A 15,162-nucleotide genomic window follows, 5' to 3' on the forward strand; every position below is an offset into this window, starting at 1 on the left:
TGGCTGAGGAGCGCGCGAAGCGCGCGTCTCGAAGCCCCGGCGACTGACCGCAGGCCCTTCAAGACCGCCCCTCAGGGACCTGCGGGGGCGAAGTCGATGCGGTCGAAGGTCGTCGTGGTCATGCGGACGGTGACGGGGACCTCGTCGCCGACCCTGGCGGGCTCGCCCGGCCCGGGGACGAACAGCAGCGAGCTGTGCATGTGCGGGGGCTCCGCGAAGGGCCGCTTCTTGCCGGCGACGACGAAGGGTGACGTCACGCGCCCGCGCACCTCCTCCAGCGCCTCGGCGACCGGGATGAGCCGCTGCCGGAACGAGTGCGGCGTAGCGGGAGCGGCGAGCGCGACACCGTGGGCCGTGCCGCCGGAGACGACGACGATGCTGCCGTCGGCCGGGGTCCTGGCCCCGTGGTAGCCGACCGTCGTGCCCTTCGGCAGCCGGTGCACGTCGAGCACGGTGCCGGTGGCGCGGAAGGTCGCCGGAGCACCCAGCCACAGCCGGGTCCCGACGCGCATCCGGGTGGGAATCGCCAGCTCGGACGCAATGGTGCGGTAGTCGTCGAAGGACAGGTGGGAGAACCACACCCCGGCCGCGCCCTGCGGGTGGGCGGCGACCGCCGTCGCCAGCTTCCGAGCCTCGACGATCGAGCCGGCGGCCGGCAGGTGGATGGTCCAGCCGCGCACGTCGAGCCCGGTGAGGTCCAGCGCGCCGATCTCCTCGACGGGGATTCCGTGGCGGTGCATCGACGTGGCCACCTCGACGAGCACCGCGGTGCCCGGCGCCAGCCGCGCGACCTCGGCGACGTCGGCCGCGCGCGAGACGGTCGTCACCACCTGGGGGTCCGACAGCCCGGCCGCGGCGGCCTCGTCGCCCGGCCGCCAAGGGTTGAGGACGACGATGTCGCCGCCGAACCCTGCGACCTTCACCGCGTCCACCTCCTCGGGCACCCCGACGGCGAGCGCGTCGACGCCCATGCGCGCGGCCTCGGCCGCGAGGACGGGGATGGTGAACCCGTAGCCGTTGCCCTTCGCGACGGGCACCAGGCCCGGAACCTGCTGGGCGATGGAGGCGAGGTGCCCGCGCCAGGCCTCGGCGTCGATCGTCAGCTTGAGGGTCACGGGGTCACCGCCGCTTCATGTAGAGGTCGAAGGCCTTGTAGAGGGGCTTGTTGATGGGGTAGTCCCACTCGCCGAGGTAGGCGACCGCGTCGCCGCCGGTGCCCACCTTGAACTGGATCAGGCCGATCTCGGGGTGGTCGGCGCCCACTCCCTCGACGATGCCGCGCAGGTCGTAGACGGCGCAGCCGGCGGCGTTCGCGTCGCGGATCATGCGCCACTGGATGGCGTTGGAGCCGCGGACCTCGCGCTTGGCGCTGGTGCTGGCGCCGTAGGAGTACCAGGCGTGCTCGCCCACCTGCACGTACGTCGTGGCCGCGACGAGGTCGCCCTCGTGCTCCGCGAGGTAGACGCGCATGCGGCCCTCCTGCTCGGCGTTCAGCGCGTCCCACATCGTCTCGAAGTAGGTGAGGGCGCGGCCGGTGAAGCCGTCGCGCTCGGCGGTCTCGAGGTAGATGCGGTGGAAGGCGGCGAGGTCGTCGCGGGTGCCCTCGCGCACCTCGACGCCGAGCTTCTCGGCCTTCTTGATGTTGCGCCGCCAGAGCTGGTTCATGCCCTTGAGTAGTTCGTCGTCGGTCTTCTGGGTGCCGTCGGGGTGGCGCAACGGGAGCTGGAAGTTGAACTGCGGCTGGCCGGCGGCGAAGCCGTGGCCGGACTCGTCGGTGCGCCAGCCGCGCTGCTGCAGGTCGCGCAGCGCGCGGGTGCCGTCGATGGTGGTCTCGTCGGGGGTGACCTCTGACAGCTTGGTGACGGCGTCGTCGGCGATGGCGGACTTGATGGTGTCGGCGTGCCAGCGGCGGTGCACCAGCGCCGGCCCGATGCGGACGGCGAAGGCCTTGTTGCGCCGCGCGTAGGCGACGAGCGCGTCGAGGTGGGCGGCGAAGTCGGAACGTGACCAGTCGAGCACCGGCCCCTCGGGCAGGTAGGCGAGGTAGCGCTTCAGCTTCGGCAGCTGGCGGTAGAGGATGAGCCCGACACCGCTGAGCTCGGCGCCGTCGAAGAAGCCGACGGTCTCGCCGCGCCACTCGGGCTTCACCCTCGCCCACGCGGGGGTCTGGAGGAAGGAGGCGGAGCCGCGCGCAGCGATGAACTCGAGCTGGCGTGCGGCATCAATGGGGCGAACCTGGATCGTCACCTGCCTCAATCTACCGGTTGCGCCCGGCGGACCCGTCCGGATCACGCGCCGACGTGGCCCGTCCGGCCTAAACTTGGCGCATGACTCAAGGACGCGACGTCGTGCCTCGCCCTCCCGGACTGCCGATGCGACTCGAGGTCGAGAGCAGGTGGCGGACGATCCGCCGGGCCGGCGACTGGGAGGTGCCCGCCCACCTGAAGGTGAGCCCGGGCCCGGGCGCGGTCGTGCTCAACATGCTGCAGGCCAGGGTGCCCGCCGACCGGGTCGTGCGCGTCGAGGTCGAGGGCCACAGCGGCGCCGGCACGGTGCTGTTGATCGTCCCCCACGGGTGGGGCGTCGATGTGGTCGGGATCGAGCGCGGAGGGAAGGGCGACCTCATCGTCGACGAGCAGGCCGTGGCACGCGCGGGGATGCCGACGGTGGTCCTCACCGGGGTCCAGCGGCACGTCTCCGTGAAGGTGCGGGGCCGTCGCTGGTGGGACGCGTGGTTCAACACCCGCGACGCCAACTGAACGGTCAGAGCACCAACAGGGCCAGGGCGGCCACCGCCGAGGCGGCCAGCGTGAGGTTGTCGAACGCCCGCTGGGGCACCTTCCGGATCACCAGGATCCCGACCGCCGCGCCCACCAGCACGAACGGGATCCCGATGACGACGCTGCGCAGCACCTCCGGGGTGAAGAGTCCCAGCGCCGCGGTGAACGGCGTCTTGGACAGGTTGATGATGAAGAAGAACCAGGCGAAGGTGCCGAGGAACGCGAGCTTGTCCACCCGGGCCAGCTGCAGGTAGAGCGTCATGACGGGACCGGCCGCGTTGGCGGTCATCGTCGTGAAGCCGGCGGCGGTCCCCGCGGCGATCGAGAGCCCCAGCGGCGCGTGCTCGGGCGCCGGACCGGTACTCCGCCGCCGCAGCACCAGGTGAATCAGCACGGAGACGACGAGGATCGCGCCGATCGAGCGCTTCAGCACCAAATCGTCGACGAAGTGGATGAACAGCGCCCCCAGCACCAGCCCCGGCAGGACCGACGGCAGCAGCCGCTTCAGCAGCGCCCACTTCGCGGCCCGGCGATACCTGAGCACTGCGACGACGTCGCCCACGATCAGCAGCAGCAGCGCCGCGGCCGTCGACTCCTTCGTCGGCATGCCCATGGCCAGCAGCGCGACGGCGATCGCGCCCAGCCCGCCAAAGCTCGTCTTCGCGATGCCGACGACCAGCGCGGCGGAGATGAGGAGGACGAGCGACCAGGTCATGGGTCGAGCATCCCGGCTGCCGGCCCAGGATGACAAACCGATACGCGCCTGTATCCCGCCCCGGGTGAGGGTGGCCTTACTACGATACGTAGGATGACAGCATGTCGATCGGGGAACTGTGCACGGACTGCGTCGAACTCGGCGCCTGCCGTGCGGGACACGGCGGGGTGGTGACCTGCGTCGTGCGAAACGAACGCAACGTCGGCACCGTGCGCCGCCTCGCCGAGCTCGGCATCCGTCGCGGGGCCAGCATCGTCGCGGGCCAGCGCACACCCGGAGGAGGCCGCGTCGTGGCAGTTGCAGGGTCGCAACTCGCGCTCGACGCCGACACCCTGCGATTCCTGCACATCTGTCCATGACCGAGCCGCAGCCCCATCGGGTCGCGTCGTGCCACAGCGACGGGACCGGAGCCGTCGCCCCCGCCGGGGCCCCGGTGGTGGCGCTGGTGGGCGCGCCGAACGTCGGCAAGTCCACGCTCTTCAACGCCCTGACCGGCGCGCGGCGCAGCGTCGGCAACTGGCCCGGCACCAGCGTCGAGGTCGGCCGCGGCGCCTGGAAGGGGCGACGGGTGATGGACCTCGTTGACCTCCCCGGCGCCTACTCCCTCGACGCCGCTTCCCCCGACGAGGAGCTCACCCGCGCGCTGCTCGTCGACGTGCCCGCCTGCGAGCTGCCGGAGGTCACCGTCGTCACGGTCGACGCGGCCCACCTCGCGCGGTCGCTGTACCTTGTCTCCCAACTGCGGGAACTGCCGCTGCGGCTCGTCGTCGCGCTGACGATGGACGACGTCGCCCGCCGCCGCGGCATCACCGTCGACGCCGAGGCGCTCGGCCGCGAACTCGCCGTGCCGGTGGTCGTCGTCGATCCCCGACGGCGCGCCGGGCTCGCCCGCCTCCACGACGCGGTGCTCGCCCAACTGGACGCCCCCGTCCCCGCTGCGCGACCCGTGCCGGCCGGCTTGGGGGAGTTCGAGCTCGCCGACGACCGGTTCGCCTGGATCGAGTCCGCGGTCGCCCGCGCCACCACACAGACCGCCAAGCCGGGGCAGAGCTGGTCCGATCGCATCGACCGCGTCGCCCTGCACGTCGTCTGGGGGCCGTTGCTGTTCCTGGCGACGATGTGGGCGGTCTTCCAGCTGACCACCACCGTCGCCGTCCCGCTGCAGGACGCGCTCGACACCTTCGTCGCCGGACCGATGAGCGACCTCACGAGCACCGCGCTCCGGGGCCTCGGGGCCGGGCGCATCGTGACCGGGCTGGTCGTCGACGGGGTGATCGCCGGCGTCGGCATGGTGCTGACCTTCGTGCCGCTGATGGCCATCATGTTCGTGCTCCTGGCGCTGCTGGAGGACTCCGGCTATCTCGCCCGCGCGGCCGTGGTCTCCGACCGCGTCATGCGCCTCATCGGCCTGCCCGGCAAGGCGTTCCTGCCGCTGATCGTCGGCTTCGGCTGCAACGTGCCGGCCATCGCCGCCACACGGGTGCTGTCCACCCGCCGCCAGCGGGTGCTCACCGCGCTGCTGGTCCCGTTCACGTCGTGCTCGGCGCGGCTCACGGTGTTCGTGCTCCTCGGGGCGGTGTTCTTCCCGGACAACGCCGGCACCGTCGTGTTCGCCATGTACCTCGTCTCCATCGCGCTGATCGTCATCACCGGCCTGCTGCTGAAGAAGACGCTCTGGCGCGCCATGGGCTCCGAACCGCTGATCATGGACCTCCCGCCGTACCAGCGGCCCACCCTGTCGCTCGTCGGGATCTCCACCTGGATCCGGCTGAAGGGCTTCCTGCAGACCGCCACCGGCATCATCCTCGCCACCGTCGTGGTGGTGTGGGCGCTGCAGGCGTGGCCCGTGCGCGGCGAGGGCGAGTTCGCCGACGTGCCCGTCCAGGACTCCGCCTACGCGGCCCTCGCGGAGACCGTCGCCCCGGTCTTCGCGCCCGCCGGCTTCGGGTCGTGGGAGAGCTCCGGCGCGCTGGTGACGGGCTTCGTCGCCAAGGAGACGATCATCTCGACGTGGGCCCAGACCTACGCCGTGGCGGACCCGGAGGCGGGCGGCGACGGGGCCGAGCTCGGCGCCGAGCTCCGCCGTTCCTTCGACGAGTCCTCCGGCGGCCACCCCCTGCCGGCGGTGTGGGCGTTCATGGTGTTCCTGCTTGCCTACACCCCCTGCGTCGCGACGCTGGCCGCGCAGTGGCGCGAGATCGGCGCCCGCTGGACCGCGTTCGGGGTGGCGGTCCAGCTCTCCGTCGCTTGGGTGCTGGCGGTGGCGGTGTTCCAGGTCGGAAGGCTGTTCTGGTGAGCGGCCCGCTGGCGCTGGTCGCCGCGGCGATCACGGACGGCGCGGGCTCCCGGGCCGCGGTGGCTGAGCGCACCGGGTTGGCGAGGGACGTCGTCGACGCGGCGCTGGAGCATCTGCAGCGGATGGGCCGGCTCACGGCTGAGCAGCTCGGCAGCGGCTGCCCGGACGGCGGCTGCGGCACTTGTCCCAGCGGCACCGCCGACGGTCGTGCGGGCTGCGGGGCCGGCGCCCTGCCGGGGCGGAGGGGCCCCGTCGTGCTGACCCTCGCGACGCGCCCGTAGGACTGAAGGGCGATATGACTCGCCCTCTGCCCAGCGCCAAAAGTGGTTGCAAAATCAACCGGAGAAATTGCTTGACACGCGATTGCATCGCCGCGTACTGTCCTCAGTTATACGAATAACGGGGAGGTGCCGAAGATGAACCAGCCCACCATGAATGACGTGGCGGCCGAAGCCGGCGTCTCGCAGGCGACGGTGTCCATCGTCCTGAACGGTTCTTCCGCCGGACGGGTCTCGCCCCAAACCAGCCAGCGCGTCTTCGAAGCCGCCAAGCGCCTTGGCTACCGGACCAATGTGCATGCGAAGGTACTCCGCGAGGGCCGGTCGCGCATGATCGGCCTGATCGGCGACGAGGTGGCCTCCACCGAGTTCGCCGGGCAGATGATCCTGGGAGCCCAACAGGAGGCCTGGCGACGTGGGCACGTGCTCCTGACGTTGGACACGGTCGGCGACGCCGGTCTGGAGCAGGCCGCCCTGTCGATGATGCAGTCCTACCGGGTAGCCGGCGTCATCTATGCATCCATGTATCACCGAATCGTGACGCCGCCGGACGGGCTCGAGGGTGTTCCCGCCGTCTGCGTGAACGCGCAGGACGCTGAGGGCAGGCTCACCAGTATCTTCCCCGACGAGGTGGCCGGCGGGCGTGCCGCGGCTGAGGTCCTGCTCAAGGCCGGCCATCGTCGCATCGCCATGATCAACATCGCCGAAGAGGGCTCGCGACTCCCGGCCGCTTCAGGCCGGCAGAAGGGGTTCACGGAGGTGCTCAACGACGCGGGAGTGGCGCTCGAGTCCCGCCAGCTCCGATTCGGTACCGGCGGCTACGAGGATGGACTCCGGTTCGGGGCCGAACTGCTCGACCAGGAGGAGGCGCCCACGGCCATCTTCTGCGGCAACGATCGCACGGCGCTGGGCGTTTACCACGCGGCCCGGATGCGCAACGTGGCGATCCCGGACGACCTCAGCCTCGTCGGCTTCGACGACCAGTCGCTCCTCGCTCCGATGTTCTCACCGCGCCTGACGACCTTCGAACTCCCGTTCGTGGAAATGGGGCGTCTCGCCGTGACGGAAGTCCTCAAGCGGCGCACGGTGCCGAAGAAATTGACGGTCGAATGTTCCCTGAAGGAACGCCACTCAGTCGCGTCAGCAAAGGTTCCAGCATGACATCCACCTCTTCTCTGCACTCCGCATCGACGACGACGGCCACGACGACGTCGCCTCCGCAACCGCTGCCCACCCCGGCCGGGGTCGCGGCAGCGCCCCCCTCGCCCCGAAAGGGGGCGTCGCGTCTCACCCTTGTGCTTCGTTCGTGGCAGTTATACGTATTACTCGCCCCGGGTCTGATCTATCTGGCGATCTTCAAGTACTGGCCCATGTATGGCGCGCAGATCGCGTTCCGCAATTACAATCCTGCGGCCGGCTTCACCGGCAGTCCGTGGGTGGGGCTCGCGCACTTCGAGCGGTTCATCAACTCGTTCCAGTTCAAGGACCTTCTCGTCAACACCTTGACGATCAACACGGTGGGGCTCCTGGTCGCCTTCCCGGTCCCGATCATCCTGGCCTTGATCGTGAACCAGCTGCCGTCGGAGCGGTTCAAGAAGTTCATCCAGACCGTGCTCTACTCGCCGTCGTTCATCTCGGTGGTCGTCGTCGTCGGCATGATCTTCCTGCTGTTCAGCCCCTCCTCGGGCCTCGTGAACCACGCGCTCACGCTCTTCGGGGGAGAGCCGATCTTCTTCATGGGCAACCCCGAGTGGTTCCGCCCGCTCTACATCGGCTCCGACATCTGGCAGAACGCCGGCTTCTCGATGATCATCTACCTGGCGGCGCTGACGGCGATCGACCCGTCGCTGCACGAGGCCGCGAAGATGGATGGCGCGAACAAGTTCCGGCGTATCTGGCACATCGACATCCCCGGCATCCTGCCCGTCGTGACGATCCTGTTCGTCCTCGCCATCGGCAACATCTTCAACCTGGGCTTCGAGAAGGTCTACCTCATGCAGACGCCGCTCAACCTGGAGACGTCGGAGATCATCAACACCTACGTCTACAAGATCGGGCTGCAGCAGGCTCAGTTCAGCTACTCGGCAGCCATTGGTCTCTTCAACTCCGTCCTCAATCTGATCCTTCTCATCACCTTCAACCAGGTGGCCAAGAAGGCCAATCAGGCATCCCTCTGGTGAGCAGCATGACTACGCAACTTCCTCCCGCACACGCGCCCCTCAACCGTCGCGACGGTCTCGTCTCGCGCTTGGCCGACCCAGTGTTCAACGTGGTCACCGTCGGCATCCTGCTGCTGGCCGCCGTCGCGATCATCTACCCCCTCTACTTCATCGTGATCGCCTCCGTCAGCGACCCGAACCTGATCGCCCAGGGCAAGGTCTGGCTGCTGCCGCAAGGCTTCACGATGGAGGGATACGAGACCCTCTTCAGGAACGACGCACTCCTCCGCGGCGTCGTCAACTCCCTCCTCTACACGAGCGTCGGCACCTTGGTGAGCGTCTCGATCATCCTCTGCACCGGCTACGCGCTCTCCCGCAAGGACATGCCCGGCCGCAACCTCTTCATGATCCTGTTCATCATCACCATGTTCTTCGACGGCGGCATGATCGCTCGATACCTCGTCGTGCGTGATCTCGGGCTCCTGAACACCATGTGGGCCGTGATCCTGCCGGGCGCCGTCGGCGTCTGGAACCTCATCATCGCCCGCACCTTCTTCCAGACCAACGTGCCCGACGAGCTCCGCGAAGCCGCCCAGATCGACGGCGCCAACGACTTCCGCTTCTTCTTCCGTGTGGCGCTGCCGCTCACGAAGCCGCTCATCGCGCTGATGGCGATGACGCACATCGTCGCGTACTGGAACTCCTACTTCGACGCGATGATCTACCTCAACGACGAAGCCATGTATCCGCTCCAGCTCGTGCTGCGAAACGTCCTGGTCCAGTCCCAGGCGTCCGCCTCCCTCGACACCGGATCGATCGATTCCTACGCGGCCGCCCAGCGGCTGGGTGAGCTCATCAAGTACGGAATGATCGTCGTCTCCACGGTGCCGCTGCTCATCATCTTCCCGTTCCTCCAGAAGTACTTCGTGAAGGGCGCCACGCTCGGCGCGCTCAAGTGACCACAAAAACCCCGAAAGGAATCCACATGTTCATCAAGCGACGCAGCCTTCTGGCCGGATTCGCAGCCCTCGCGGTGTCCGGCGCTGTCGCCGGCTGCTCGAACGGCGGCGGTGACGACGTTCTCGCCGACGAGTCCGATGCCTTCGGCTTCAAGAAGGAAGGCCTCCCGATCGTCGAAACGACGATGCCGCTCGCCTTCTCCGGATCGAAGTCCGCTCTCGCGCCCGACTACAACACCATGGAGTTGGTGCAGCGTTGGAAGAAGGACACCAACATCGACGTCCAGTGGGAGAACCTCCCCGAGAACGTCTACGCCGAGAAGAAGAACCTCCTGCTCGCCTCCGGCGACCTGCCGGATGCCCTCTACAACACCGGCCTCTCCGACAGTGAGGTCGTCACGAACGGCTCGAACGGCACCCTGATCCCGCTCGAGGGACTCATCGACGAGTACGCCCCGAACCTCAAGGGCATCCTCGACAAGCGTCCCGACATCCGAGCGGCCATCACCGCCTCCGACGGCCACATCTACACCCTGCCCGCAGTCGAGGAGCTCGGCATTCTGCCGTTCCCCAACTTCCTGTTCATCAACAAGACGTGGCTCGACGAGGCCGGTCTGGGCGTCCCGGCCACCATTGACGAGTACGAGAACGCGCTCCGCGCATTCAAGGCCCGCGGCGGCGACGTGATCCCGCTGTCCTTCCGAGTCGACTCCTTCTGTGCGAACGTCGCCGACCTGATCGCCGCGATCGGTGGCATGCCGGACAACAACGACCACCGCATCGTCCAGGACGACAAGGTCATCTTCACAGCCGGCACGGAGGAGTGGCGCACGGCGGTCCGCAAGCTCGGCGAGTGGTACAAGGAGGGCCTCATCGATCCGGAGAGCTTCTCGCAGGACGATCCCACCTACCTGGCGAAGGGCAAGGCCGATCCGGTCAAGCTCGGTTCGTTCATCTGGTGGGAGATGAAGGAGGCAGTCGGCGAGGATCGCGTGAAGGACTACGTCCACGTCGGTGTGCTCAAGGGCTTCGACGGCAAGCAGCGCGCCTCCGTCTCGAACTACGCCGAGATCAACCGCGGCGCGTTCGCGATCACGAGCGCCAACAAGGCCCCCCATGCCACGATGCGCTGGGTCGATCGTCTCTACGATCCGGTGATGTCTGCCGAGGTCCGCTGGGGTCCGATCGGCGTCACCCTGGAGGAGAAGGACGGCATCCTCGTACAGATCCCGGCGAAATCGGGCGAGTCCGAGGGCGAGCGTCGCCAGAAGGTCGCCCCCATGGGCCCGTGCATCACCACGCGCGAGGACTTCGAGAACGTCGTCGCCCCCGAGCCACGCGCCAAGGAGCGCCAGGACATGTGCAAGGAGTCCTACGAGCCCCACCGCGCCAACGACGCCTACCCGCCGGTCATGCTCAGCAACGAGGAGCTGGCCCAGGTCGGCGACGCCCAGACCGAGATCAACACGCTCGTGACACGCCAGTTCGCGACGTGGATCGTCGAAGGCACCATCGACGAGGGCTGGGAGACCTACCTGGGTCAGCTCGAGTCGATCGGCCTCCCTCAGGTCATGGAGGTCTACCAGACCGCCTATGACCGCTACAAGAGCAACTGATCCCATCACCTAGACACGACAGGGCCCGACCATGGACCACACTCCCGAGTACCGCCCCACGGTGCACTTCACACCAGACGACACCTGGATGAACGACCCCAATGGATTGCTCTTCCACAAGGGGCAATACCACATGTTCTTCCAGAGCAACCCCACCGGGCGGCTCTGGGGGAACATCGGGTGGGGCCATGCCGTGTCGAAGGATCTCGTCGAGTGGCAGGAGTTGCCGACGGCGATTCCTGCCACCACCGAGGAGATGGCATTCTCCGGATCGGCTGTCTGGGATCGGCACAACACCTCCGGACTCGGATCCGGTGACGAGGGTCCTCTCGTCGCCTTCTTCACCAGCGCGTACACGTCCGAGCACCCGACCAGGCCCCGGCAGCAGGCGCAGTCGATCGCCTACAGCGTCGACGGCGGTGACACCTGGACAAGGTACGAGGGCAACCCCGTCATTGACCGTGGGTCCGCCGACTTCCGCGATCCGAAGGTCTTCTGGCACGGGCCGACCGAGCGCTGGGCGATGGTGGTCGTCGAGGCGAAGGACCGCCAAGTCCTCGTCTACACATCGCCGAACCTCCTCGACTGGGAGCACGCGAGCAGCTTCGGGCCCGTGGGGGAGGAGGGGGTGCTCTGGGAGTGCCCCGACCTGATCGAGGTGCCGATAGAGGGTTCCGATGCCTCGAGCTGGGTCCTGCTGCTCAGCACGAATCCCGGCGGCTACTCCGGTGGTTCGGGCATGCGCTATTTCGTCGGCGACTTCGATGGTGAGACGTTCACCCAGGACCTCGACGGCCCGCGTTGGCTCGACTACGGTCCCGACTTCTACGCGGCCGTCTCCTTCCATGGTGCCGACGAGCCGCTCATCATCGCGTGGATGGCGAACTGGCTCTACTCCAACGACACCCCGACATTCCCGTGGCAGTCGGCGATGACCGTGGCGCGCCGACTCAGCCTCGTGACGACGGATCGAGGGCTCCGGCTTCGGCAACGGCCGGTCCTGCCCGACAGCCTTCCCGATGGCATCAACCGCTTCGATTTCGCGCTGGACCCCGGCGACGAGATCGCGATCGAGACGGGCGAAGGGGAGAACCCCAGCCGCGTCGTGCTCTCGCGCACCCCGGATGGCGGCCTCATCCTCGACCGCTCCGCCGCGGACCCTCACAGCGTTCACGGCGGCATTCCCACCACCAACCCGATTCCCCACCCCCCGGGCACCGCTCGCGGTGTGGTTCTGGAGGATCACGGACTCATCGAGGTCTTCCTCGACGACGGTCTCATATCCATCTCGATGCAGACGTTCCCCGTCCAAGGTCCCGCGCGCATCGTCACGCCTGCGGCAGTCAGCCGCTCCTGACACGTGTCTCTTCACGCCCATCGCTTGATGGGCGTGAGCAACGTACCCACTGCAATACGAAGAGGATCAACGCTGATGAAACTTCAAGGACGACGAACACCCGTCGGGCGGCGGAACGCTCGAACAATGGCGCCTTGGGGGGTGGCTACTGCCCTCCTTGCCGCAGGGCTGGTCTTCCCAGTGCACGACGCGATGGCGCTGCCCCCCAACTCCATTGAGAACCCGAGTTTCGAAACAGGAGACCTGGCCGGCTGGGAGGTCGTCGAGGGCACCGCCTTCAGCGGCTCTACCTGGAGGTCGTCGACAACGCCACCGGTGGTCTCGGGCACCTGAGCGTGGACGACATCAATGTGCCGGTAGCCAGTGGTGGCTAGCCTCTGAACCACCACGGCAACACAGTTCGTCCCCGCACCGGTTCGGGATTCCGGTGCGGGGACGATCTGTTGGGGGAGGGAGGCGGTCAGTCGAGGAGCTGGAAGTTGCCTGCTTTCCCCATCGCCTCGGCGATCACCTTCCGGTCGGGCACCTGGTCAGGCTTGTGCTTCACGACGAGCACCTGCTCGTCGCCCGCGATTTCCACGGTCGCCTGACCGATGCCCTGCTCTGTGAAGATGTCGAACAGTTCCTGCAGGACCCACTTGACGTCCAGGTCGCCGCGGATGCCCGCGATCCGGTACGTGGTGGAGACCAGGTGCGTGTTCATCCATCGCTCCTAGATGCGGCCGTTGAAGGCCTGCAGCGCGGAGTCCTCGCGGGTGCCGCCCCGGCCGTCGCCGTAGTCCGCGTAGTCCTTGATCCAGCGGATCGACTTCACCCACTTGACCATCTTGTAGCCGTGGTTGGACTCGACGCGGAGCCGCGCGGGGGCGCCGAGGTGCAGTTCGAGTGGCTTCCCGTTGCGTTCGTAGGCGAGCACCGTGTCGTCCTCGTTGTACATGTCCATGTCGACGACGGCGTAGAAGGGCTCGCGCGGACGGTTGTCGTACATCTTCTGGGCGAGGCCGTAGGAGTCGATCATGATGTAGTTCGCGCCCTCGGGGCGGGGGCCGAGCAGCGGCATGAGGTCCTTCAGCTTCACGCCGGCCCACTTGGAGGTGGCCGACCAGCCCTGCATGCAGGTGTGGGTGGCGATGTACTCGTGCTTGGGCAGCTTGCGCAGGTCGTCGAGGGTGAGGACCTTCTCGGTGCCGTTGATGTCGTCGCCGATCGTGATGGTCCAGCCGTGCCAGTCGCCGGAGTCGCGCGCGTCGAGCCACTCCTGGGACTCCTCTGCCGTGGGCGGGAGGCCGTTGGTCCAGTGGAAGCCGGAGATGTCCTTCTCGGTGTAGACGTTCTGCGTGGAGCCGCGGGGGCGCATCCAGCCGAAGACCCCCTTGCGGACGGGCTCGGTGGCGTTCACGAGGAACTTGTGGGCGCGGACGCGGTCGGCGAGGCTCCAGTAGCTGAGGAAGAACCAGAACAGCAGCACGAGCACGATCGTGATCACGACGATGAACAGGGCCTGGCCGGCGCGGGCGGTGTCGACGTCACCGAACACCATGTGCACGAGGTTGTTCTCGCGGTGGACCAGGAACACCAGGCCGACGTGCATGACGATGAAGCCGGCCATCAGGACCATGGCGATGAAGTGCAGCGAGCGGGCGCCCTGGTGGCCGCCGAGGGCCTTCACGTACCACGGGAAGCGCGAGCGGATGGCCGGCGACATGCCGAGGCCGGTGAGGACCATGCTGGGGGCGAGGATGAAGACGACGAAGGTGTAGCCGAGCATCTGCAGCGAGTCGTACGGCGTGAAGTGCTCGATGCCGGGCGTGCGGAAGCTCAGGTAGACCAGCAGGGAGTCCCACGCGTCGGGGAACACCTCCCAGGAGGTGGGGATGATGCGCCGCCAGAGGCCGGTGGCGAACAGCAGCACCACGTAGACGAGGCCGTTGAGCAGCCACAGCGACGCGGCGAGCCCGTGCCAGTGGCGGCCGAGGCCGATGTTCTCGCGTCCGGGGAGGGCCAGCAGCGGGTGCAGGCTCTTCTCGTCCATGAGGGAGGTGTAGACGCCCTCCTCCTTCGGCAGCTCGCGCTTGGTGAACTTCAGCCACTCCTTGCCGGGGGCCGAGTCGTTGCTCCACCAGAGGCGGGGCAGGGACGAGAGGATCTCCCAGCCGCTGCGGAGCAGCATGCCGATGAGGACGAAGTTGATCAGGTGGCTCGCGCGGAGCCAGATCGGAAAATCTGGGTTCATGTCTTCTCCCGTGAAGAACTGTGCTGGACGGAACTATACGACGACTTGTCGTATTAATACCAATTCTTCGGAAAAAGCCTTCGGGCGGGGTCGGTTAAGCGAGCCTCAAGGCAAGATTCAGGCTCGATGCGGCGATGCTTGGGGTCGCGACGCATAATGGCGGACGTGAGTGACACGACCTACGGGCCCGCGGCCGAAGCCTTCGGAAGGTTCACCGCGCGCGTGCACTCGGTGTTGCCCGGGTTCCTGGGTCGCTGGTTGCCGAAGACGTTCGTCGGCTTCGCGATGATCAACCTCAGCACCTTCGGACTCGACCTCTTCCTCCTCTGGCTCACCCACCACATCATGGGCCTGCCGTACCCCTTCGCGGTCAGCATCAGCTTCGGCATCGCCGCCGCGATCGCGTTCGGGCTCAACAAGGTGCTCAACTTCCGCGCCCGCGGCGACGTCGGCAAGCAGTCCGGCAAGTACGTGCTCGTCATGGTGAGCAACTACCTGATCTGGATCGTCGGCTTCTCCAGCTTCCTCGAGTGGGCGGGCGTGCACTATCTCGTCTCCCGGGTCCTCGCCGGCGCCGCCGAGGGCGTCTACATCTACCTCTGCTCGCGGCTCTGGGTCTTCCGCCGCCGCGCCCGCCTGCTCGTCGCCGCGGCCCCGACCCCGGCCGTCGAGCCGGCGATGGGTGTCTGAGCGGCGGCCTTCCGCGCAGGCGAACCGGCCGGGACCCACGAATCCCCCGGCTCCGGACGCACGCTGGGATAGCCTGTCG

General features: G+C 67.7%; 15 protein-coding genes. 10 read left to right on the forward strand and 5 right to left on the reverse strand.

Annotated elements, in window-relative coordinates; all coding sequences use genetic code 11:
- Nucleotides 1–71 precede the first annotated feature (71 nt).
- Together BLR46_RS03340 and BLR46_RS03345 are read right to left on the reverse strand one after the other, a co-directional pair.
- Nucleotides 72–1,115, reverse strand: a complete 1,044-nt coding sequence (locus tag BLR46_RS03340) for an alanine racemase (protein ID WP_093248886.1) — start codon at nt 1,113–1,115, stop codon at nt 72–74.
- A gap of 4 nt (nt 1,116–1,119) precedes the next feature.
- Nucleotides 1,120–2,247, reverse strand: coding sequence for a lipid II:glycine glycyltransferase FemX (locus BLR46_RS03345; RefSeq protein WP_093248888.1), 1,128 nt, complete (start codon nt 2,245–2,247; stop codon nt 1,120–1,122).
- 80 nt (nt 2,248–2,327) lie between these two features.
- Between BLR46_RS03345 and BLR46_RS03350 the strand changes: the two genes are divergently transcribed.
- Nucleotides 2,328–2,759, forward strand: a complete 432-nt coding sequence (locus BLR46_RS03350; protein WP_143008197.1) for a hypothetical protein — start codon at nt 2,328–2,330, stop codon at nt 2,757–2,759.
- Nucleotides 2,760–2,763: 4 nt separating this feature from the next.
- Here BLR46_RS03350 and BLR46_RS03355 read toward each other — a convergent pair whose 3' ends face one another.
- A complete protein-coding gene (locus tag BLR46_RS03355) occupies nt 2,764–3,495 on the reverse strand; it encodes a sulfite exporter TauE/SafE family protein (RefSeq protein WP_093248892.1) in 732 nt (243 codons plus the stop codon).
- Between the two features lie 101 nt (nt 3,496–3,596).
- Between BLR46_RS03355 and BLR46_RS03360 the strand changes: the two genes are divergently transcribed.
- The 8 genes from BLR46_RS03360 to BLR46_RS03395 all read left to right on the forward strand — a co-directional run bounded on the left by BLR46_RS03360 (nt 3,597) and on the right by BLR46_RS03395 (nt 12,160).
- Nucleotides 3,597–3,854 (forward strand): FeoA family protein, encoded by a 258-nt coding sequence (locus tag BLR46_RS03360; RefSeq protein WP_093248894.1) that lies wholly within the window; start codon nt 3,597–3,599, stop codon nt 3,852–3,854.
- A complete protein-coding gene (gene feoB / locus BLR46_RS03365; protein WP_093248896.1) occupies nt 3,851–5,791 on the forward strand; it encodes a ferrous iron transport protein B in 1,941 nt (646 codons plus the stop codon). Before BLR46_RS03360 ends, feoB begins: the two co-directional genes overlap by 4 nt.
- Nucleotides 5,788–6,072, forward strand: coding sequence for a FeoC-like transcriptional regulator (locus tag BLR46_RS03370; RefSeq protein WP_093248898.1), 285 nt, complete (start codon nt 5,788–5,790; stop codon nt 6,070–6,072). The genes feoB and BLR46_RS03370 overlap by 4 nt, the downstream gene beginning before the upstream one ends.
- A gap of 135 nt (nt 6,073–6,207) precedes the next feature.
- Entirely contained in the window at nt 6,208–7,230 is a 1,023-nt protein-coding gene (locus tag BLR46_RS03375) for a LacI family DNA-binding transcriptional regulator (RefSeq protein ID WP_218118297.1), read from the forward strand.
- A gap of 209 nt (nt 7,231–7,439) precedes the next feature.
- Nucleotides 7,440–8,249 carry an ABC transporter permease gene (locus tag BLR46_RS03380; protein ID WP_218118298.1) on the forward strand — a complete coding sequence of 270 codons (810 nt, stop codon included), beginning with the start codon at nt 7,440–7,442 and terminating at the stop codon, nt 8,247–8,249.
- Nucleotides 8,250–8,254: 5 nt separating this feature from the next.
- The gene (locus BLR46_RS03385) at nt 8,255–9,187 is read left to right on the forward strand and encodes a carbohydrate ABC transporter permease (RefSeq protein ID WP_093248902.1); all 933 of its coding nucleotides are present in this window, start codon (nt 8,255–8,257) and stop codon (nt 9,185–9,187) included.
- Nucleotides 9,188–9,213: 26 nt separating this feature from the next.
- A complete protein-coding gene (locus tag BLR46_RS03390; protein WP_093248904.1) occupies nt 9,214–10,803 on the forward strand; it encodes an extracellular solute-binding protein in 1,590 nt (529 codons plus the stop codon).
- A gap of 31 nt (nt 10,804–10,834) precedes the next feature.
- Entirely contained in the window at nt 10,835–12,160 is a 1,326-nt protein-coding gene (locus BLR46_RS03395; protein ID WP_093248906.1) for a glycoside hydrolase family 32 protein, read from the forward strand.
- Between the two features lie 460 nt (nt 12,161–12,620).
- Here the strand turns inward: BLR46_RS03395 and BLR46_RS03400 are convergent, their stop codons facing one another.
- Nucleotides 12,621–12,863 carry a hypothetical protein gene (locus tag BLR46_RS03400; protein WP_093248908.1) on the reverse strand — a complete coding sequence of 81 codons (243 nt, stop codon included), beginning with the start codon at nt 12,861–12,863 and terminating at the stop codon, nt 12,621–12,623.
- Between the two features lie 9 nt (nt 12,864–12,872).
- Nucleotides 12,873–14,393, reverse strand: a complete 1,521-nt coding sequence (locus BLR46_RS03405; protein ID WP_093248910.1) for a molybdopterin-dependent oxidoreductase — start codon at nt 14,391–14,393, stop codon at nt 12,873–12,875.
- 165 nt (nt 14,394–14,558) lie between these two features.
- Between BLR46_RS03405 and BLR46_RS03410 the strand changes: the two genes are divergently transcribed.
- On the forward strand, nt 14,559–15,083 hold the full coding sequence (locus BLR46_RS03410; protein ID WP_176761641.1) for a GtrA family protein: 525 nt from the start codon (nt 14,559–14,561) through the stop codon (nt 15,081–15,083).
- The last annotated feature ends 79 nt before the right edge of the window (nt 15,084–15,162 follow it).

Source organism: Tessaracoccus oleiagri, from assembly GCF_900103275.1.
Classification (GTDB): Bacteria; Actinomycetota; Actinomycetes; order Propionibacteriales; family Propionibacteriaceae; genus Arachnia; species Arachnia oleiagri.